Source organism: Thioclava sp. 'Guangxiensis' (assembly GCF_045348365.1).
Classification (GTDB): domain Bacteria; phylum Pseudomonadota; class Alphaproteobacteria; order Rhodobacterales; family Rhodobacteraceae; genus Thioclava; species Thioclava kandeliae.
The window spans coordinates 185,735-203,287 of record NZ_CP155824.1 but is presented as its reverse complement, the minus strand read 5'-3'; the positions used below and the strand labels follow the sequence as shown (position 1 = coordinate 203,287).

General features: G+C 62.2%; 16 protein-coding genes. 7 read left to right on the top strand and 9 right to left on the bottom strand.

The features are described from left to right. Window positions 1-118: 118 nt before the first annotated feature. From hpxO to ABEB22_RS18190, 3 genes are all read right to left on the bottom strand, one after another. Window positions 119-1,306, bottom strand: coding sequence for an FAD-dependent urate hydroxylase HpxO (gene hpxO / locus ABEB22_RS18200; protein ID WP_349295217.1), 1,188 nt, complete (start codon window positions 1,304-1,306; stop codon window positions 119-121). A gap of 141 nt (window positions 1,307-1,447) precedes the next feature. Then, a complete protein-coding gene (locus ABEB22_RS18195; protein ID WP_349295216.1) occupies window positions 1,448-2,452 on the bottom strand; it encodes an NAD-dependent epimerase/dehydratase family protein in 1,005 nt (334 codons plus the stop codon). Between the two features lie 61 nt (window positions 2,453-2,513). After that, the gene (locus ABEB22_RS18190) at window positions 2,514-4,571 is read right to left on the bottom strand and encodes a PAS domain-containing methyl-accepting chemotaxis protein (protein ID WP_349295215.1); all 2,058 of its coding nucleotides are present in this window, start codon (window positions 4,569-4,571) and stop codon (window positions 2,514-2,516) included. Window positions 4,572-4,964: 393 nt separating this feature from the next. On the opposite strand from ABEB22_RS18190, the gene ABEB22_RS18185 reads away from it, so the two are divergent. Beyond that, window positions 4,965-6,281 (top strand): DEAD/DEAH box helicase, encoded by a 1,317-nt coding sequence (locus tag ABEB22_RS18185; RefSeq protein ID WP_339115339.1) that lies wholly within the window; start codon window positions 4,965-4,967, stop codon window positions 6,279-6,281. A 39-nt stretch (window positions 6,282-6,320) separates the two neighbouring features. Here the strand turns inward: ABEB22_RS18185 and ABEB22_RS18180 are convergent, their stop codons facing one another. After that, window positions 6,321-6,992 (bottom strand): hypothetical protein, encoded by a 672-nt coding sequence (locus ABEB22_RS18180; RefSeq protein WP_349295214.1) that lies wholly within the window; start codon window positions 6,990-6,992, stop codon window positions 6,321-6,323. A 478-nt stretch (window positions 6,993-7,470) separates the two neighbouring features. On the opposite strand from ABEB22_RS18180, the gene ABEB22_RS18175 reads away from it, so the two are divergent. Both ABEB22_RS18175 and ABEB22_RS18170 read left to right on the top strand, forming a co-directional pair. Continuing rightward, window positions 7,471-8,778 (top strand): AAA family ATPase, encoded by a 1,308-nt coding sequence (locus ABEB22_RS18175; RefSeq protein ID WP_339115337.1) that lies wholly within the window; start codon window positions 7,471-7,473, stop codon window positions 8,776-8,778. Continuing rightward, window positions 8,775-9,878, top strand: coding sequence for a ParB N-terminal domain-containing protein (locus ABEB22_RS18170; protein WP_339115336.1), 1,104 nt, complete (start codon window positions 8,775-8,777; stop codon window positions 9,876-9,878). The genes ABEB22_RS18175 and ABEB22_RS18170 overlap by 4 nt, the downstream gene beginning before the upstream one ends. Before the next feature lie 75 nt (window positions 9,879-9,953). Here ABEB22_RS18170 and ABEB22_RS18165 read toward each other — a convergent pair whose 3' ends face one another. Then, the gene (locus ABEB22_RS18165; protein ID WP_349295213.1) at window positions 9,954-10,628 is read right to left on the bottom strand and encodes a GntR family transcriptional regulator; all 675 of its coding nucleotides are present in this window, start codon (window positions 10,626-10,628) and stop codon (window positions 9,954-9,956) included. Between the two features lie 202 nt (window positions 10,629-10,830). Between ABEB22_RS18165 and aroQ the strand changes: the two genes are divergently transcribed. Genes aroQ through ABEB22_RS18150 form a run of 3 tightly spaced genes read left to right on the top strand, consistent with a single transcriptional unit; the run spans window position 10,831 to window position 13,433 of the window. Then, window positions 10,831-11,268 carry a type II 3-dehydroquinate dehydratase gene (gene aroQ / locus ABEB22_RS18160; RefSeq protein WP_339115334.1) on the top strand — a complete coding sequence of 146 codons (438 nt, stop codon included), beginning with the start codon at window positions 10,831-10,833 and terminating at the stop codon, window positions 11,266-11,268. A 3-nt stretch (window positions 11,269-11,271) separates the two neighbouring features. Continuing rightward, entirely contained in the window at window positions 11,272-12,375 is a 1,104-nt protein-coding gene (locus ABEB22_RS18155; protein WP_349295212.1) for an AMP-binding protein, read from the top strand. Continuing rightward, the gene (locus ABEB22_RS18150; RefSeq protein ID WP_349295211.1) at window positions 12,372-13,433 is read left to right on the top strand and encodes a thiolase family protein; all 1,062 of its coding nucleotides are present in this window, start codon (window positions 12,372-12,374) and stop codon (window positions 13,431-13,433) included. The genes ABEB22_RS18155 and ABEB22_RS18150 overlap by 4 nt, the downstream gene beginning before the upstream one ends. Here the strand turns inward: ABEB22_RS18150 and ABEB22_RS18145 are convergent. From ABEB22_RS18145 to ABEB22_RS18130, 4 genes are read right to left on the bottom strand one after another with little or no spacing between them, the layout of a single operon-like run. Next, the gene (locus ABEB22_RS18145) at window positions 13,430-14,107 is read right to left on the bottom strand and encodes a nitroreductase (protein ID WP_349295210.1); all 678 of its coding nucleotides are present in this window, start codon (window positions 14,105-14,107) and stop codon (window positions 13,430-13,432) included. The genes ABEB22_RS18150 and ABEB22_RS18145 overlap by 4 nt on opposite strands. Window positions 14,108-14,137: 30 nt before the next feature. Further along, on the bottom strand, window positions 14,138-14,683 hold the full coding sequence (locus ABEB22_RS18140; protein ID WP_339115330.1) for a biotin transporter BioY: 546 nt from the start codon (window positions 14,681-14,683) through the stop codon (window positions 14,138-14,140). Continuing rightward, window positions 14,673-15,320, bottom strand: a complete 648-nt coding sequence (locus ABEB22_RS18135) for an energy-coupling factor transporter transmembrane protein EcfT (protein WP_349295209.1) — start codon at window positions 15,318-15,320, stop codon at window positions 14,673-14,675. Before ABEB22_RS18135 ends, ABEB22_RS18140 begins: the two co-directional genes overlap by 11 nt. Continuing rightward, a complete protein-coding gene (locus ABEB22_RS18130) occupies window positions 15,295-16,023 on the bottom strand; it encodes an energy-coupling factor ABC transporter ATP-binding protein (RefSeq protein WP_349295208.1) in 729 nt (242 codons plus the stop codon). Before ABEB22_RS18130 ends, ABEB22_RS18135 begins: the two co-directional genes overlap by 26 nt. Window positions 16,024-16,359: 336 nt before the next feature. On the opposite strand from ABEB22_RS18130, the gene ABEB22_RS18125 reads away from it, so the two are divergent. After that, the gene (locus ABEB22_RS18125; RefSeq protein ID WP_339115619.1) at window positions 16,360-17,508 is read left to right on the top strand and encodes a Gfo/Idh/MocA family oxidoreductase; all 1,149 of its coding nucleotides are present in this window, start codon (window positions 16,360-16,362) and stop codon (window positions 17,506-17,508) included. Window positions 17,509-17,553: the final 45 nt, after the last annotated feature.

Below are 17,553 nucleotides of genomic sequence, written 5' to 3'. Positions count from 1 at the left end.
CCGACCGGCGCTGCCGGTCCGCGGTCTCTAACTCCCCCAACGAGTCGGGCGCTGGCTGGTTCCAAAGAAATCCTTATAAACCGGCCTGACCCCGTGTCAGCGTGATGCCTGACCTTAGTCAGGCGAATTCCGCATAAACCGGCGAACCTTCGACTGTCTTGGAAATTCCCGACAAAATCGCCTCGCCGGTTTCCTGCCGCAGCTCTGCATACCACGCCTCGGTCACCGCCATATCCACACCATGGGTCACATCACACCGCGCCCGCGCCCTCAGCACCAGATCGGCGCAGCGCTCGGCCCGTGCCGCCTGATAGGCCTGCAGCGCAGCGGGAATATCCGCATGCGCCGCCAGCATATCCTCCAGCACAACCGCATCCTCGATCGCCATGCAGGCCCCCTGCCCCAGATCGGGCGTGGTGTTATGCGCGCTGTCGCCCAGAATACAGATCCGCCCCTTGGCCCATGTCATGAACGGATCGATATCATGGATCTCGACGCGGTTGATTGCCCCGCCATCGGCCGCCGCAATCAGTTTTTGCACAGGCTCGGCCCAACCGGCAAAACTCTCCTGCAACAGCGCCCTGTATTCGGCCCGCTCGGGGGCCACGCCCGACGGCATCGGCTGGTCGAAGAAGAAATAGAACCGCCCCTCGCCGTCATCTCCCGCTCCGATCGGCATGACAGAGGCGCGTTTGCCCTCGGCCACGAAGGTCGTCCAGCGGTCGGCAGGCGCAATCGCCGTATCGATCTCGACAATGCCGTTCCAGTTCACATAGCCCGCATAGCGGCGCGCCTTCGGACCCAGAAGATGCTCACGCACAAGGCTATGCGCCCCATCCGCCCCGATCAGAAAATCGCCCACCACCTCGGTGCCATCTTCGAACCGCGCGACAACCGTCTCGCCCAGATCCTCGACGCCCACCAGCCGCATCCCGAGCGCGATCTCCTCGCGCCCGAATTCGTCCATCAGCATCTCCTGCGTGGCAGCCCGCGCCACCGGATAGCCGCGCTGGCCGGATTTCTCCCACAGCGGCGTCAGCGGAAAGGCACACATCGTCTCGCCGGTCAGCCCGTCGATATAGGCCATATCCTCCATCATCCCGCCAAGCTTGGCGATCTGTTCGCCCAGCCCCAAATGGTTGAGGCACTGGATCCCGTTGGGCCAAAGCGAAAGCCCCGCCCCGACCGGGCGCACCTCGCGCACCTTCTCGAATATCTTTACGTCAAACCCCTGACGGCGCAGCGCAATTCCCGCGCACAGCCCACCAATCCCTGCTCCGATGATGATGACTGTCTTCTGGGCCATGGCCTGCTCCTCCTTGGAAATCGGTTTTCTGGAAGGCTAGCGGCTTGACTACGAGATCGCCAGATGGTTGCGCGGGCCAATGGTGCGAATTTGCGCCGCTGCCGCTTTTCCGTGCAGGCATCGCAAACGCTCTGGCGGATTTCAGAGCCTGTAATAACCGCGATACCAGTCCACAAAGGCCTTTACGCCCTCTCGCACCGAGGTTTTCGGTGCATAACCGGTCAGGGATTTCAACAAACCCGCATCCGCCCATGTCGCAGGCACATCCCCCGCCTGCATCGGCATCAGGTTTTTTTGCGCTATCCGCCCCGTCGCTTCTTCGATTGCCGAAATGAAATCGGTCAGCTGGACGGCGTCATTATTGCCGATATTCACCACGCGGAACGGCGCAACCGGCGAGAGGCTGTCGCCCTCGGGGACCGCGTCCAGCCGCGCGGGAACCGCATCCACCAGTAGCCGGATGCCCTCGACGAGATCCTCGATAAAGGTGAAGTCGCGTTTCATATCGCCATGATTATACACGTCGATCGGCTTGTTCTCGAAAATGGCGCGGGTGAATTTGAACAGCGCCATATCGGGGCGGCCCCACGGACCATAGACCGTGAAGAAGCGGAACATCGTCACCGGCAGACCGAAGAGATGGGCATAGGAATGCGCCATAGACTCGGTCGATTTCTTGGTGGCGGCATAGAAGCTCATCTGGTGATCGGCCCGATCGGTCTCGCGATAGGGCATCTGCGTATTGGCACCATAGGCCGAAGAGGTGGAGGCCAGCAGCATATGTTTCGGCGGATGGGCGCGCGCGGCCTCCAGCAACTCGAAGGTTCCGATGATATTGCCTTCGAGATAGGCGCGCGGGTTGTCGATCGAATAGCGCACACCGGCCTGAGCGGCGAGGTGGATCACCACATCGGGCGTCTCTTCCTCGAACAGCCCCATCAGCAGACCGGGCGTCTCGACCATACCCGTCACTTCACGGAAATTCTCGTCAGGGCGGAGCCGGTCGAGCCGCGCCTCTTTCAGCGTCAGGTCGTAATAGTCGGTCATGCCGTCAAAGCCGACAACCCGCCAGCCTTCCGACAGGAACCGCTGGCAGACAAAGGACCCGATAAAGCCGGCAGCGCCGGTGACGAGAATGGTGGGCATGATCAACCTCCGCTTTTATGGGCTCGTTATTGCCCCTAAGGCGGCGCGGGGGCAAGCCTTGTCAGCTTGCCATCCGGTCCTCGGATGCCGTGGGTACAGCCTCGCCACAACGGAAATACCCCACATTCTCGCTCATCGTGTCGATCCCTTTTTGCAGCATCTGTACGGCTGCGGAGCTCTGTTCGGCCATGGCTGCGTTCTGCTGCACCGCGCGGTCAAGATCGCTGACGGCGGTATTCATTTCGTTCAGGCCGTTGCTCTGCTCCTGCGCCGAGGACGCGATCTGCTGGATCGAATCGCGAATGCCGGTGATCGATTCGTCGATGGATTGCAGCGCCTCCCCCGCCTGACCGACAAGCTCGACGCCGCGCCCGACCTGACGGGTCGAGGCCTCGATCAGATTGGCAATCTCGCGCGCCGCATCCGAGGAGCGCTGTGCCAGCCCGCGCACCTCGGAGGCCACGACGGCGAAGCCGCGTCCCGCATCGCCTGCCCGCGCGGCCTCGACACCCGCGTTCAGCGCCAGAAGATTGGTCTGGAAAGCGATATCGTCAATCACCGAGGTGATCCGCGAAATCGACTGCGAACTGGCCGCGATCTCGTTCATCGCGGTCACCGCATCATTCACCACTACACTCGAGCGGTCGGATTGCTCCTTCGCCTTCTCGGCCTTGGAACGCGCGGTCAGCGTCATCTCGGCGGCGCCCCGCACCGAGGTCGTCAGCTCTTCAAGCGCTGCGGCACTCTGCTCGAGTGTTGCCGCCTGCCGCTCGGAACGGCGCGACAATTCGGTGGTGCCCGCGGTGATCGAGGCCGCTTCCTGCGCGATCTGTGCGGTCTGTTCGAGGACGCTGACCACCACCTGTTCGATCCGGCCGACCGCCTCGTTGAACTGCACGCGCAGATTGTCGAACTCGCCCAGATCGGTATCGATCCGCGTTCCCAGATCGCCCTCGGACAGCCGCTCGAGACAGCTCTCCATCGCATTGTTCATACGCATGTAAGGGGTCGTATCAACGGCGAATTTCACGACCTTCACGACCTTGCCCGCCGCATTGCGAATCGGGTTGTAGCTTGCGCGGATATGGACTTCCTTCCCGCCCTTTCCAATGCGGATGAAATCGCCCTCGATCGTCTCGCCCGCGCGCAGACGCTTCCAGTGGGTGCTATACTCCGCACCATTCACCTGATCGGCCGGCATGAACATGCTATGGGGTTTGTGGAGGATCTCGGAACGCTCGTAACCCATAGCTTTGCAGAACAGGTCATTGGCCGACGTGATCGTGCCTTGCGGATCGAATTCGATCACCGCCTGCACCTTCTGGATCGCTGCAATCTGGCCCTCGGCATCCGCGGCCATATTGCGCGCATCCGTGATATCGAACGCATATTTCACAACCTTGAACGGCCGTCCCTCCGGATCGATCAGCGTCTCGTATGCCGCCTCGAGCCAGAGGATCTCTCCGTGTTTGTTCACCCGCCGCACGCGGCCCGCTTCCGAGGAACCCAGTTCCAACCTATGCCAGAAGTCACGATATTCCTGGCTATCGGCCTCACCCTTCGGCATGAAGATCCGGTGCGGCTTACCTCGGATCTCGTCGATCTTGTAATCCGTCGCGGTCAGGAACCGTTCATTCGCATCAAGAATATTGCCCTTCAGGTCGAATTCGATCACCGCCATCGAACGTTTGAGCGCATCGACTTGACTGCGGTTATCCCTGCGCCGCAGATGCATCGTCGTGATCTCGCGCGCGGCAATCAGCACATGCTCGGTGACCCCGTCCTTGCTGCTGATCGGCGAATAGGTCGTATCGAGCCAGATTTCCTCGCCCCTTGCATTCAGGCGCGGCACGATCCGGTTGACGGGTGTCCCGAGTTTCAGGATGCGCCAGATATCGTTGAAATCCTCCTGATGCAGATCCTTATCACGCACCAGTTTGTCATAGGGCTGCCCTAGGACATCTGTCGTCTTAAATCCGAACATAGTGGCGAATATTTCATTAATATACAAGAATTTACGGTCAATACTAACCCGCGCGACCGCATGGGAGTTCTCGAATGCATTCACTTCGCGACGCAGGTCTTCTAGCTCTTGGCGAAGTTTTTTTGAATTGAACATAGATGCTCCATAGCCGGCGGAATCATATCACTTTCCCGACCCTAGCCTGCACAGGTTAATCCGAGGTTTCTCTGTCTGGTTATCATGAGCATGACCCAAATCCGGCGCTTCTCCGCAGAACCTTCCCTGCGGGGAAGACGCGAATAGACCGAATTGACAGATGCAGAAATATGGCTCATATATAGAGTAATACTGCGCTGCCGCGTGAGCAAGTCGCGTCCCGTTTGACGCAGCAGTATGACACCCACCCGTTCCCCATCACGCAGGGTTCGTATCGTCCGGCCAAGGCCTGCGGGATGCGCCCGTGGCTTTCGAGGTTGCGGCGTCACACCCCTCAGGCCGCCTCCCCGCGGTCGCGCCCAGCCATGATGGTTACGGGCACAAAGGATATTCATGTTCGATTTCGATATGCTGGGGCTCTCCCCTGCACTTAAAGACGCGCTGAGCGCGCAAGGGTTCAAAGAACCGACCCCCATCCAGAACAAGGCCATTCCGCTGGCCATGCAGGGCCATGACATTCTGGGCCTTGCCCAGACCGGCACCGGCAAGACGCTGGCCTTCGGCCTGCCGCTGATCGACCAGCTGCTGCAGGCGCCCTCCAAACCCGCGCCCAAAACCGCCAAATCGCTCATCCTCGCACCCACCCGTGAGCTGGTGAACCAGATCGCCGACGGGCTGCGCACGCTGACCAAAGGCACCAAGATCCACATCATCACCGTCGTCGGCGGCCAGTCGATCAACCGCCAGATCGGCGCGCTGCATCGGGGCTGCGATATCCTCGTCGCCACCCCTGGCCGTCTCATCGACCTGATGGACCGCGGCTCGGTCGATCTGTCGCAGACCAAGCATCTCGTGCTCGACGAGGCCGACCAGATGCTCGATCTCGGCTTCATCCACGCGCTGCGCAAGATCGCACCGCGTCTGGGCACGCCGCGCCAGACCATGCTGTTCTCGGCGACCATGCCCAAGCAGATGGAAGAGCTGTCCAAGGCCTATCTCAACAATCCCCAGCGCGTTCAGGTGAGCCCGCCCGGCAAAGCGGCCGATAAGGTCAGCCAGTCGGTGCAGTTCATGGACAAGGCCGAAAAGCCCAACCGACTGCGCAAGATCCTCTCGCAGGACGAGGGCGCGCTGACTCTGGTCTTCTGCCGCACCAAGCACGGTGCCGAGAAACTGATGCGCTCGCTCGAGAAAGACGGCTTCCCCGCCGCCTCGATCCACGGCAACAAAAGCCAGAACCAGCGCGACCGCGCCATCGAGGGCTTCCGTGCCGGCACGACCACCATTCTGGTCGCCACCGACGTGGCCGCCCGCGGTATCGACATTCCGGGCGTGGCCTATGTGATCAACTTCGACCTCCCCGAAGTGCCTGATAGCTATGTACACCGCATCGGCCGGACCGCGCGTGCGGGCCGCGAGGGTCAGGCCATCGCCTTCTGCTGCGAGGAAGAGGTCGAGCTTCTCGACCAGATCGAGAAGCTGATGAAGATCGAGATCCCCGTGGCCGCTGGCTCGCGCCCTGCCGGTGTCTCCCCTGCCCCGCGTGGCCGTCGTCGGGGTGGCCCGCCGAAATCGGGCGCCGTGCGGGCGTTCAAACCTGCGGGTGAGGGCAAACCGAATGGCCAGAACCGCCGCCGCAAACCGCAAGGCTCGGGCAAACGGGGTCCCGCCGATGCCGGGCCCGCAAAGCGCCGCGCGCCACAGCACTGATCAGATACACGCCCTGCCGGTCTTCCGGCGGGGCGCTTTTTAATGCGCGACAATCTGCACGCGTGTAATTTCGGGCGCCACGCTGCGGATCACCGCCTCGAGCGTGCTGCGCAGATGCGTCTCGATATAGCTGGCCTGAAATTCCGATCCCGCCCGCAGAACGAGGCTCTCGCGGGTTTCTGAGACCACTGTCAGCTGTGCGAACCACGCCCCCCAGAAGGTCGGGTGATGGCTCTGCAAACGGCGCGCCACGTCCGGCCAGATCCCGTTGCTCGGCAGATCGGCGGCCCTGAGTGGCACCACATTCGTTTCCGGCGCTGCAGGTTCGCTCGGAGCGAGCCGCTCGACCAGATCGGGTCCGATCTTTGCCCAACCCTCCCGTGTATCCTCGAGGATCTGTGCCACGTTCAGACCATAAAGGGCCACCCTGCCCCGCGCCGCAGGACGCTTTTCGATCAGCCAGCGACGTTGGCGTAGCGCCGCCATCTCGCGCTTGACCGTGCGCACATCGACAGACCACAGCTTCGATATCTCGGCCTGCCCCATCGATAGCTCGTCATTTTGCCAATTATATCGCGCTGTTATCAGGCAGATCAGCCGGAGCGCCTGCTTCTGGATATACTTGTCCTGTGAAAGTGCATAGCTTCCAAGGACGGACAGCAAATCGTATTTACGCGCGGCCGCACCGCGACCCACTGCCTTTTTCATCATGCCACTGCTCCGGCGCATTTGAGCGCTTCATTGTTCGGGCGTCATTTCGCGCCTCATTTGCCGAGAGTATCACGGTTAGCCACATCAAGCCAACGCTTTCCTCTCGATGTTGGCCATTTGCGTCCGGAAATTCGATTCTGTCAAGCAGATGGGTTTTTCACCCTTCTTCCAATCCTCTTTTGATCAGAAAAAATGGTAATCATAGGTTAAGGGGGACATGCAGGCTGTCACCCTAATTGGGTGGAAATGTCACCCTAATTGCCCGGAATGGACCGATATTGTCCCCTCAAGGAATCGCCCGCGACTCGGTCCACATGGGAGAATCACTGGCAGGTCGATTCGGTCTCGAGACCCTTTAATTCATTGGTGCCGGACGCTGTTCGAACTTTCCGCTATATTTATAACTTTCTTTTTGCGTCAAAGGCAAATCCGGCGTATTTCTGGGTTCAGAGATAATCAACGTCCGAAAGAGGCAGATATGTTCACTCACGAAAGTCTGGAGGAGCTGCATTCCCGCTCGCTCAAGATGCAGGCAGCCATCCGCAAGCAGACCTTCTCGCCCGAGCACGAGAAGACATTGCGCCGCTTCTCCAGCTGGGAGGTCTCCGAGCTGATCCTGAAGATCAACCAATCGACCTTCCGTGGCCGCTTGGCCGCCGATCTTGACCTTCCCGGCGGGGAAGTCGAGGAGGAGGGCCGCCAGCGCTGGTTCACCCTTCCGGAGATCAACGAGATGCGGCGCAAGATGAAGGTCAACCGCCGCTCCCTGCAGCCGCCGCGACCGCATAAGAAGCGCGCGATCCGCGTGGCCATCTCCAACTTCAAGGGCGGCGCCGGTAAATCGACCGTGGCACTCCATATGGCGCATGCGGCGGCCCTCGATGGCTATCGCGTCCTGCTCGTCGATTTCGACCCGCAGGCCACGCTGACCCATTCGATGGGCCTCACCGATGTCTCCGAGGAGTTGACCGTCTGGGGGATCATCGCGCGCGACCTCATCCGCGAGACCGAGCGGATGAACAATGCGCCCCGCGCAGCTGAATCCGGCACGGCCCTGCCCCATCGCAGGCTTCCCGGCTCGATCCTTGATCTGGGGCTCGACAGCCTGCGCATCACCGATTTCATCCGCACCACCGCGTGGCCTACGATCGACATGATCCCCTCCTGCGCCAACGCGGCCTTCGTCGAGTTCGCCTCTGCGCAATACCGCCACCTCAATCCTGACTGGTCATTCTTCGCCGCGGTCGCCCGCTATCTCGATGCGGTGCCCCATGACAGCTATGATGTCATCGTGTTCGACTGCCCGCCGGCCATCGGATACCAGTCGATGAACGCGGTCTTCGCGGCCGATGTCCTCTATATTCCCTCGGGGCCGGGCTATTGGGAATACGACTCGACCACCTCCTTCATCGGACAGCTTTCGGAAGCCCTGGGCGATCTCTCCCACGGGTTCGAGGGGACCTTCCCCGCGGGGAATATGACCTTGCCGAAGGAATTCCTCGACATCCGTTTCCTGATGACGCGGTTCGAGCCGGGCAACGATCTGCACCGTGCGATGTTCGAAGCCTTCCGTAATGTGTTTGGTGAACGCTTGGCCGATAACCCGATCGAGATGACGCGGGCGGTCGAGCAGTCGGGGCGTTTCCTGTCATCTGTTTACGAGATAGACTACCGCACGATGACCCGCGAGACCTGGCGCAGGGCGCGCGCCTCCTTTGACCGCGCCTATGATGAGTTCCGTGCGACCTTCCTGAACGCATGGGAGAAACTGGAGGAGATTGAATGAAGAAGCGTCGGACCTTCGCCATCGACCTTCCCGAGGACGATGAAACAGGCACCTTCCCTGCGGGGAAGGTCGAGCCCGAGGCCCCTGCCCCGCAAAACCGCCGTTCGCCCATGGCCGCCGCCATCAGCGAGAACGCGGCGAGCCTGCGCGACCGGACAGCTCTCGAGGCAAAGATCCGCGCCGAGAATGACGCGCTGGCCGCAGAGCATGTGCGGATGAAAAAGCTCGGCCTGATGGTCGATATGATCCCGCTCGACCAGATCGAGACGTGGAAGCTGATCCGCGACCGTGCCAAGGACGATGATTTCGAGCTGACCGAGCTGATCAAGTCCATCCGCGAGTTGGGGCTGTCCAATCCGATCCGTGTCGAAGCGCGCGATGATGGGAAATTCGAGCTAATTCAAGGTTTTAGGAGGCTTTCGGCCTATAAGTCCCTGCTCGAGGAGACCGGTGATGCCGAGCGTTGGGGGGTAATCCCCGCTGGCATTCTTCCCCGCGGGGAAGGTCTTGAGGGTCTTTACCGCCGCATGGTCGACGAGAACCTCGTGCGTAAGGACATCTCCTTCGGAGAGATGGCCGGGCTCGCGTTGAACTATGCCAAGGATCCCGGCACCGCGCAGATGGATCCCGACAAGGCGGTGGCCGAGCTCTTCGCAAGCGCGGGCTACCAGAAACGCAGCTATATCCGCAGCTTCATCAAGCTGGTGGACCGTCTGGGCGAGGATCTGAAGTTCATCCAGCATGTGCCCCGTTCGCTGGGACTGAAGTTCGTCTCTGAAATGGAGGACCGGCCCGAGATCGTGGCGCAGGTGCGTGAGGCTCTGAAAGACTGGGATAACCATTCCGCCAGTGACGAGCTGGATGTGTTGCGGCAGGCGATCGGCGAGGACACCGCTCGTCCGGCTCTCGTGCCGAAACCCGCCGCCAAGCCGCGGAGCGGTAAGGCGCGCACCGTGTTCCAGGTCCAGACCCGTACCGGAGCCGCCAAATGTACGGCCTCGAATGGCCGGCTGGAGATCCGGCTTGATCGCGATTTCTCGACTGTGGATCGCACCAGTCTGGAACGTGCCCTGAAAGATCTTCTAGACGGGCTTTCATGAAAACCTTCCCCGTGGGGAAGAAAAAGCGGCGGGTTTCCCCGCCGCTTTTTTATGGAGTATTGTCAGAGGCAGGCTCTATTGCGCGGCTATATCTCCCGCGCTCTCACGCTCGAAATAACCATGGAGCAGCAGTGTCATCTCCTGCTCGACGCTGGAGATGTGCTGGCGCATGATCTCGCAGCCGCGCTCGGCATCCCGCGCAAGAGCCGCCTCGGCGAGCTGGATGTGATCTGCAGATCGGTCGCTCAGCGCATGGGCGTCAATCAGCCCGCGGTAGCGCCTCTGGGCAATGGCGATCTGCTCGATGATGGCATGGATACGCGGCATCTTGCAGGCCGAAACGAGGGTCCGATGGAAGTCCCGATGAGCGATCTCCCATTCAGGGGAGCGCAGATTGGCCTCGGTGTTGCGCAGACGGTAAAGGGCCGCGGTGATGTCGCTTTCCCATTGCAGGTCACCCTGTTCAATGGCGCAGGTCAGCGCGAAGCATTCGCTATTGCGGCAGATCTCCATCACCTCGTGGAAATCAACGAGCGAGACCTCCGACACGGTATAACCGCGCTGGTCCTCGAACTGAATGAGGCGCGTGCCGGTCAGGCGGGATACAGCCTCACGCAAGGGGCTGATCGAAACACCGAGTTCGGCGCGGAGCCGGTCGAGATTGATCTTTTCGCCCGGCTTCAACTGATTGCTCAGAAGACGGTCCAATAACGCATCGTAGAGCGTAGAGACGAGGGTTGCTTTGCGCATGATAACCTGAAGATGGGACTCATATTAACTTAAGCCGATCTATACGCTGTAAATAGTATACATGGCTATAAAAATCGACGAAGTATGATAACATCGATTATATGCCTCAAACCCATGAGAAAAGCGGCGCCTTCAGGTCCTGTCCTTTGACGCAGATGCCGCGTCACGATAGATCGGTGGCATGGAGTCAAAGGATGCACCAATGTCTAAGTTAATCTATATCCTGAACGGACCAAACCTGAATCTTCTCGGCAAGCGCCAACCGGAGATTTACGGCCGCGATACTCTGGATGATATCGAGAAGAACTGCCGTGCCGTCGCCGAGGCGGGCGGTGCCGAGGTCGCGCTGTTCCAGTCCAACCATGAGGGCGTGATCATCGATACGATCCACGAGGCGCGTGAGAAAGCCTGCGCGATCGTGATCAATCCGGGCGCCTATAGTCATACCTCGGTCGCCATTCTTGACGCGCTCAACGCCTATGAAGGGCCGGTCCTCGAGGTGCATATCTCGAACATCCACAAACGCGAGGCCTTCCGCCATCATTCCTATGTTTCGGGACGTGCGGATGGCGTGATCTGCGGCTGCGGGATCGAGGGCTACGAATTTGCCGTCCGCCGTATCCTGAGCCTTCTGGGCTGAGTGATGGTGGCCTGTATCGATTGGCAGGGGCCGATCCTTTTCGACCCTCGGGGCACATTCGGCCATTTGCGCGGGATGGTCGCCGCTGGACAGGGCGTGCGCGTCGGGCCGGACGGGATCACCGCTATCGATGCGGGCCATATCGAATGCACCACCTCCGGCAGTAGCGGGGCGCCCAAACGCATCCGCCGGAGTCTCGAGAGCTGGACGCGCAGCTTTGTCCGCAACGGGGCGATCTTCGGCTTGCAGGATGCGGTGATCGGGCTCCCCGGAACGATGGCGCAATCGCTGACGCTCTATGCTGCGCTCGAGGCGGCATGGGCGGGGGCAGGGCTTGTCGATCTGTCGGGGTTGCGGGCGGACCGGCAGCTTGGCCAGCTGGTCGCGCACGGGGTCAGTCATGTCTATGCCACGCCCGCGCAGGCCGAGATGATCCTGATGGGCGAGGGCAACGCGCCCTCTCTGCGGCAATGGATTATCGGCGGCGGTCGCTTGTCGGCCGATCTGCGGCAGCGTCTGGCACATCGGTTTCCACAGGCGCGGGTGGCGCAATTCTACGGCGCCTCCGAGACGAGTTTCATTACACTGGATCCGGGGGATGCGCCTGAAGGTTCGGTCGGACGCGCTTATCCGGAGGTCGAGATCCGGACCGACGGGGCAGGGGAGTTATGGGTGAGGAGCCCTTATCTTTTCGAGGGTTACGGGCTCGGCGGGAGCCCAGAGACACGCTGGTCCGATGATGGGTTTCTGTCCGTGGGGGAGATCGGCCAGATCGATGCCGACGGGTATGTCTATGTGCAAGGGCGCAAGGGGCGGGTGGTGCAGGTGCTGGACCATCTTGTGAGCCCCGAACCGGCGGAGGCCTTTTTGTCGGAAAGGCTGGGCTGTCCGGTTGCGGTGGTGGCGCGGCGTGACGCTCTGCGCGGGGCGCGTCTCTGGGCGATGGTCGGGCAGGGGCCACAGGGTGCGCAGGTCGAGGAGGCGCTGGCGGCCTTCCGTCACAGGGTCGGTCCGACTGCGGCCCCGCATGGCTGGCAACGGGTCGATCCGTTGCCGCTGCTGCCCAGCGGCAAGCCCGATCTGCAACGGCTCGAGGCGATGATATGACGGTGCGCATCATCTCCGCACGTCGTTCGGCCGTTGTGCCGCGCGGGGGGGGCTTTGCCGGGCTCGACCCGCACGAGATCGCCGCGCCGGTGATTGCCGCCTGTCTGGCGGATGCGGGGATCGGACCGGAGGATGTGGACGAGGTGATCTGTTCCAATGCGATCGGTCCGGGGGGAAATGTCGCGCGGGTCGTGGCCTTGGGCGCGGGGCTGCCCGAGCGCGTGGCGGGGCTGAGCCTTGACCGGCAATGCGCGGGCGGGCTTGATGCGATCATGCTCGGGCAGGCGCTGATTGCCAGCGGTCAGGCACGGGTCGTGATTGCCGGTGGGGTAGAGAGCTATTCGCGCCGCCCGCTGCGGGCGTTTCAACGGGCGGAGGGGCCGGAGTTCTATACTCAAGCACCGTTTACCCCTTGGCCGGAGCGCGATCCCGATATGGCTGAGGCGGCGGACCAGCTTGGCCGTCTCTGCGGGATATCACGCCAGGAAGCCGATGCGTGGGCTGTTGAAAGCCATTTGAGAACAGTTTGTTCTGAGTTTCCTGAAATTGCGGAAATTAATGAAATCCGCCGTGATCCTTTTGCGCGCAAGGCCAGTGCCAAGCTGATGGCGCGCAGTCCGGTGATTGCGGGCGATGTGACGGCGGGCAATGCGGCGGTGGCCGCCGACGGCGCGGCGTTTTGCGTGCTGATGGCCGGGGCGCAGGCGCAAGGGCGCGGTGTGCGCATTGGGCGGGGCCGCACGCTGGGCGCCACACCCGATCTGCCGGGTCTCGCGCCAGTCGCCGCTATCGAGGCGATTGACGGGGCAGGGGCGGATCGCGTGGAGATCATGGAAGCCTATGCGGTGCAGGCGCTGGCCTGCCTTCGCAAGGCGGGGATCGATCCGGATCGTGTCAACCTGAAAGGCGGTGCCTTGGCGCGGGGCCATCCGATCGGCGCTTCGGGGGCGATACTGGTGGTGCGGCTTTTCCATGACCTCGCCAGGGGCGAGACCGGACTGGCCGCCATTGCGGCAGCAGGCGGTATCGGCACCGCCTTGCTGTTCCATCGGGATTAGTCGAAGCCGCGAAGGGTGGCGTAGCTCTCCAGCGGTTCGCGCTCGGTGTGGAAGCTGTTGATCACAGCGCTCTCGTCAGGGGTGCCGATGGCGATGCCGCAAAGCACCATCTCGTCCTCGGGCAGGCCCAGCGTCTCATGGACGACATCGGCATAATTGGCCAATGCCCCGATCCCTACCGTGCCCAGACCCTTGTCCTGCGCGGCCAGCATCAGCGCCATGATCGACATGCCCAGATCCATATAGCCACCTTCGCCCATACGCCGGTCGATGGCGACCACGATCCCGAGAGGCGCGTCGAAGAAGCGGTAATTGGCCTTGAACTGGCTGCGGCGTCCGTCGATATCGCGGCGTTCGATGCCGAGGCTCTGGTAAAGCGCATAGCCCGCCGCCCGTTGCCGCGCTTTCAGATGCGCGGGGATCGGGCGGGGAAACCATTCGTATTCCGCCACTTGCGGGCGATGGTCGTCGATGGCGCGGGTCATATTGGTGACAAGCGTGGCCAAGGCGTCGCCGGTCAGCGCATGGAAGCTGCCCGGTTGCAGATTGGCCCCCGAGGGCGCGCGGCGCGCGGCCCATAGCAGATGTTCGACCGTCTCGCGCGAGACGGGGTCGGGCAGGAAGGCGCGGGTGGATTGGCGCGCCTTCAGCAGGTTTTCCACGCTTGTCGACATGCGGTGGGGTCGTCCTTGTCTAGTCGTCGGTCAGTGTCTGGTGAGGACGCTTTGCGGGCGGGCTTTGGCGAGCCCCTGTGTGATGAAGCCCGCCAGCACTGCCTTCACAACATCGCCCGGAATGAAAGCAGTGACCAGCCATGTGGCCTCGATCAGGGTTTTGTCCAGCACAATCGACATACCGATGACGCCGCACAGATACACGATCCCGATACCACCGATGACTGCGCCGATAATGGCGGAGACCGACAGTGGCAGCTGGCGGGTTTTGTCGGTGATCAGGCCGGTGACAAAGGCCCCCAGAGGCCAGCCCAGCAGGAAGCCTGCGGTGGGGCTGGTGAAAATGCCGAGGCCGCCACGGCCACCGGCCAGAAGCGGCAGGCCGAGCGCCACGAGCACCACGATCAGCAGGGCGGCCAGCGCCCCGCGTTTGGCGCCCAGCACGGTGCCCGCCAGCATGACGCCCAGCGTCTGCGCGGTGATCGGCACGCCGAAGCCCAGCGTAAGGCTCGGTACGAGGCCAAGGGCGGCGATCAGAGCGGCAAAGAGCGCCACCATCGTTAGATTACGTTCCATTTGTCGGGTCTCCTCCCTTGGGAGCCGAGGGCGGCGCGGGGTTTACTCCCCCCCTCGCACGCAGCGCTTCGGCCACATGTTCTGCATCGTCTAATGCCAGAATCCCCAAGGGGAGCACAAGATGCCAGTTGGCGCGCTTGGCCGAACGTGCGCGCCAGCTTTGGGCCAGCATCTGGCCTTTCTGGGCAAGGATCGGTGTGAAGCGGATGGTGAGCGCGATGGCCAGCTCGCCCGCGCGGGTATTGACCCCGAGTGCCGCCAAGGGCCGTGTCAGCCAGTGGAGTGTGTCGAGCATATCGGCAAGTCGGGTGGTCATCGTCACCAGATTGGCCAGAGCCACGGCGGTGGTGAAGCGCAGCACAATACGCGCGCCTTCCGCCCAATCGGCGGTCAGCCCGTGCCAGAGGGCGAGCACGAGCGCGATAGGCCAGAGTGGACGCAGCGCTTTTGCTCCGGCTTTGGCAAAGCGCAGGCCGGGGAGCAGGTAGAGAAGCGCGATGATGGCGAAGGCCGCAAGTTGCAGCGGCAGCGAGGGCAGGGCGAACAGCAAGGCGGTTGCCAGACACAGTCCCGCCAGTTTCGGCCCCGCGGGCCAGCGATGGGCGCGGGTCTCAATCGGTGAGGTTAGAGAGATCATCGCCCAGCCCCGCTTGGTTCATATAGTCGAGATAGTCGGGCAGGACGGTCTCGGGTGTGCCTGACTGCCGGATTTCGCCCTCGTGGATCCAGAGCGCGTGGTCATATCCCCGCAGGCAGTCCGGATCATGGGTGATATGGATAAGGGCCTGCGGCAGGCTTTCGAAGAGCCGTGTCAGCTGGCCACGGATCGCCAGATCGAGGCCGGAGAAGGGTTCATCAAGCACGATCAGCTGCGGCTGCATCAGCAGGATCGCCATCAGGCAGACCAGCTGTTTCTGGCCCTGCGAGAGCGTCGAGACGGGTGCATCGATCCAGTGGGATTTACCGAACCGCGCGAGCATGCGGCCGATCAGGCTCTGGGTCTCGGCCTTGCCGTGCCCCTGCTGGCGCAGACCGAAGGCCAGTTCCTCGCGCACGGTCGGGAAGATGATCTGGTGGTCGGGGTTCTGGAACAGGATGCCGATGCGGTTGAGGGCGGCGTGACGGTCGCGGGCGGGGATGATCCCGTCGAGGGTGAGCGTGCCGGAGGAGGGCTCGATCAGCCCGGCCACCACGCGGGCAAGGGTGGATTTTCCCGAGCCGTTGCGCCCGACGATTCCGAGGCGGCGGATCTCGTGGTCGAAGACCAGATCCTTCAGCACCGGCTTTCCGGCAAGGTCGAGTGTCAGATGGTCGAGTGTCAGGCGGGGGCTGTGGGCCATGGGGTTCCTGCGGACAAGGCGTGCGGGCCTCATCCTCCTGCCGGAAAGTGGGCGGATTTGCAAGAAACCGGTCCCTGACCAAGGTCAGGCATATGGTGCAGCCATGGAATTGTCTCGCCATTGCACAGGCATGCTCTCACGAATGAAACAAAATCGCGGCGCGCCCCTTTGCGGCATCTGCCACCACTTTACCGCGAAATTTCCGGCGCTAACATCACCCGTATGCCCAAGGAGGCCCGCATTGGCGGGAGGGTGGAGGAGAGGCGGATCAACCGCTTGCGGGGCGCGCGCAGGCGTGCTTCGCGCGGGGAGCGCCGGATGAAAATCGGGGGGATGATGATCAACGGAGAATTGCAACTGGCTCGGCCTTTGCGCTGGGGCATGGTGGGCGGTGGCCGCACCGGTCAGGTAGGTTACAAGCACCGTACAGGCGCGTTGCGCGACGGGACCTATCATCTGGTCTGCGGGGCCTTCGATGTGGATGCCGCGCGCGGGCGCGATTTCGGGATGCGCGTCGGGGTGGCCGAGGAGCGCTGTTACGACAGCTATCAGGCGCTGATCGCGGCCGAAACCGCGCGAGCGGACGGGGTCGAGGTGGTATCTGTCGCCACGCCCAATTTCACCCATTACGAGATCACCAAGGCGCTGCTGAGCGCGGGGATCCATGTGATCTGCGAAAAGCCTCTGTTCTTCAGCGTGGCCGAATGCGACGAGATCGCCGCACTGGCCCGCGAGAAAGGGCTGATTGTGGGCGTCACCTATGGCTATACCGGCCATCCGATGGTGGCGCAGATGGCGGCGATGGTGGCCAAGGGGATGCTGGGCGAGATCCGTATCGTCGATATGCAATATACCCACGGCTTCAACGCGGGCGATGATACGGGCGCCTCCGAGGCGCAGCAATGGCGGGTCGATCCGGCGCGTTCGGGGGGCACCTTTGTGCTGGGTGATATCGGCACCCATCTGCAATATCTCTCGGAAATCGTGCTGCCGCATCTGAAGATCGAGAAGCTTCTGTGTGATCGCACGGCCTTTATCCCCTCGCGCGCGCCGCTCGAGGATCATGCTACGGTGCTGATGCATTATGACAATGGCGCACGGGCGCGGCTCTGGGTGAGTTCGGTCGATGCGGGGCAGATGGATGCGCAGCGCTACCGCTTTGTGGGCGCGAAGGCCTCGGTCGAATGGCACGCGGCGCGGCCCGACGAGCTGCTTTACGAGGTGCAGGGCGAGCCGTCGCGCATCCTGCATCACGGGATGCCCTATCTGGAGGAGGAGGGGCACGAATATGACCGGATGGGGGCGCTGCACACCGAGGGTCTGGGCGATTCATGGGCCAATATCTATCTCTGGATCGCGCAGGCGATCGCCGGAAACCCGCCCGCGCGCTATCCCGATATGGCGGCTGGCACCTCTGGCGTGCGTTGGCTTGAAAACTGCATCCGCTCGGCCGAAGCTGGCGGGGCTTGGGTGGATTACGCCTGAGCACCACGCGGCAACAGGTGAAAATGATTGAGGATCAGGAGACGA

Excerpts from the sequence above, each read along its gene's own strand:
- hpxO (WP_349295217.1), bottom strand. The coding sequence starts at position 1,306 with ATGGCCCAGAAGACAGTCATCATCATCGGAGCAGGGATTGGTGGGCTG.
- ABEB22_RS18195 (WP_349295216.1), bottom strand. The coding sequence starts at position 2,452 with ATGCCCACCATTCTCGTCACCGGCGCTGCCGGCTTTATCGGGTCCTTT.
- ABEB22_RS18190 (WP_349295215.1), bottom strand. The coding sequence starts at position 4,571 with ATGTTCAATTCAAAAAAACTTCGCCAAGAGCTAGAAGACCTGCGTCGC.
- ABEB22_RS18185 (WP_339115339.1), top strand. The coding sequence starts at position 4,965 with ATGTTCGATTTCGATATGCTGGGGCTCTCCCCTGCACTTAAAGACGCG.
- ABEB22_RS18180 (WP_349295214.1), bottom strand. The coding sequence starts at position 6,992 with ATGATGAAAAAGGCAGTGGGTCGCGGTGCGGCCGCGCGTAAATACGAT.
- ABEB22_RS18175 (WP_339115337.1), top strand. The coding sequence starts at position 7,471 with ATGTTCACTCACGAAAGTCTGGAGGAGCTGCATTCCCGCTCGCTCAAG.
- ABEB22_RS18170 (WP_339115336.1), top strand. The coding sequence starts at position 8,775 with ATGAAGAAGCGTCGGACCTTCGCCATCGACCTTCCCGAGGACGATGAA.
- ABEB22_RS18165 (WP_349295213.1), bottom strand. The coding sequence starts at position 10,628 with ATGCGCAAAGCAACCCTCGTCTCTACGCTCTACGATGCGTTATTGGAC.
- aroQ (WP_339115334.1), top strand. The coding sequence starts at position 10,831 with ATGTCTAAGTTAATCTATATCCTGAACGGACCAAACCTGAATCTTCTC.
- ABEB22_RS18155 (WP_349295212.1), top strand. The coding sequence starts at position 11,272 with ATGGTGGCCTGTATCGATTGGCAGGGGCCGATCCTTTTCGACCCTCGG.
- ABEB22_RS18150 (WP_349295211.1), top strand. The coding sequence starts at position 12,372 with ATGACGGTGCGCATCATCTCCGCACGTCGTTCGGCCGTTGTGCCGCGC.
- ABEB22_RS18145 (WP_349295210.1), bottom strand. The coding sequence starts at position 14,107 with ATGTCGACAAGCGTGGAAAACCTGCTGAAGGCGCGCCAATCCACCCGC.
- ABEB22_RS18140 (WP_339115330.1), bottom strand. The coding sequence starts at position 14,683 with ATGGAACGTAATCTAACGATGGTGGCGCTCTTTGCCGCTCTGATCGCC.
- ABEB22_RS18135 (WP_349295209.1), bottom strand. The coding sequence starts at position 15,320 with ATGATCTCTCTAACCTCACCGATTGAGACCCGCGCCCATCGCTGGCCC.
- ABEB22_RS18130 (WP_349295208.1), bottom strand. The coding sequence starts at position 16,023 with ATGGCCCACAGCCCCCGCCTGACACTCGACCATCTGACACTCGACCTT.
- ABEB22_RS18125 (WP_339115619.1), top strand. The coding sequence starts at position 16,360 with ATGATCAACGGAGAATTGCAACTGGCTCGGCCTTTGCGCTGGGGCATG.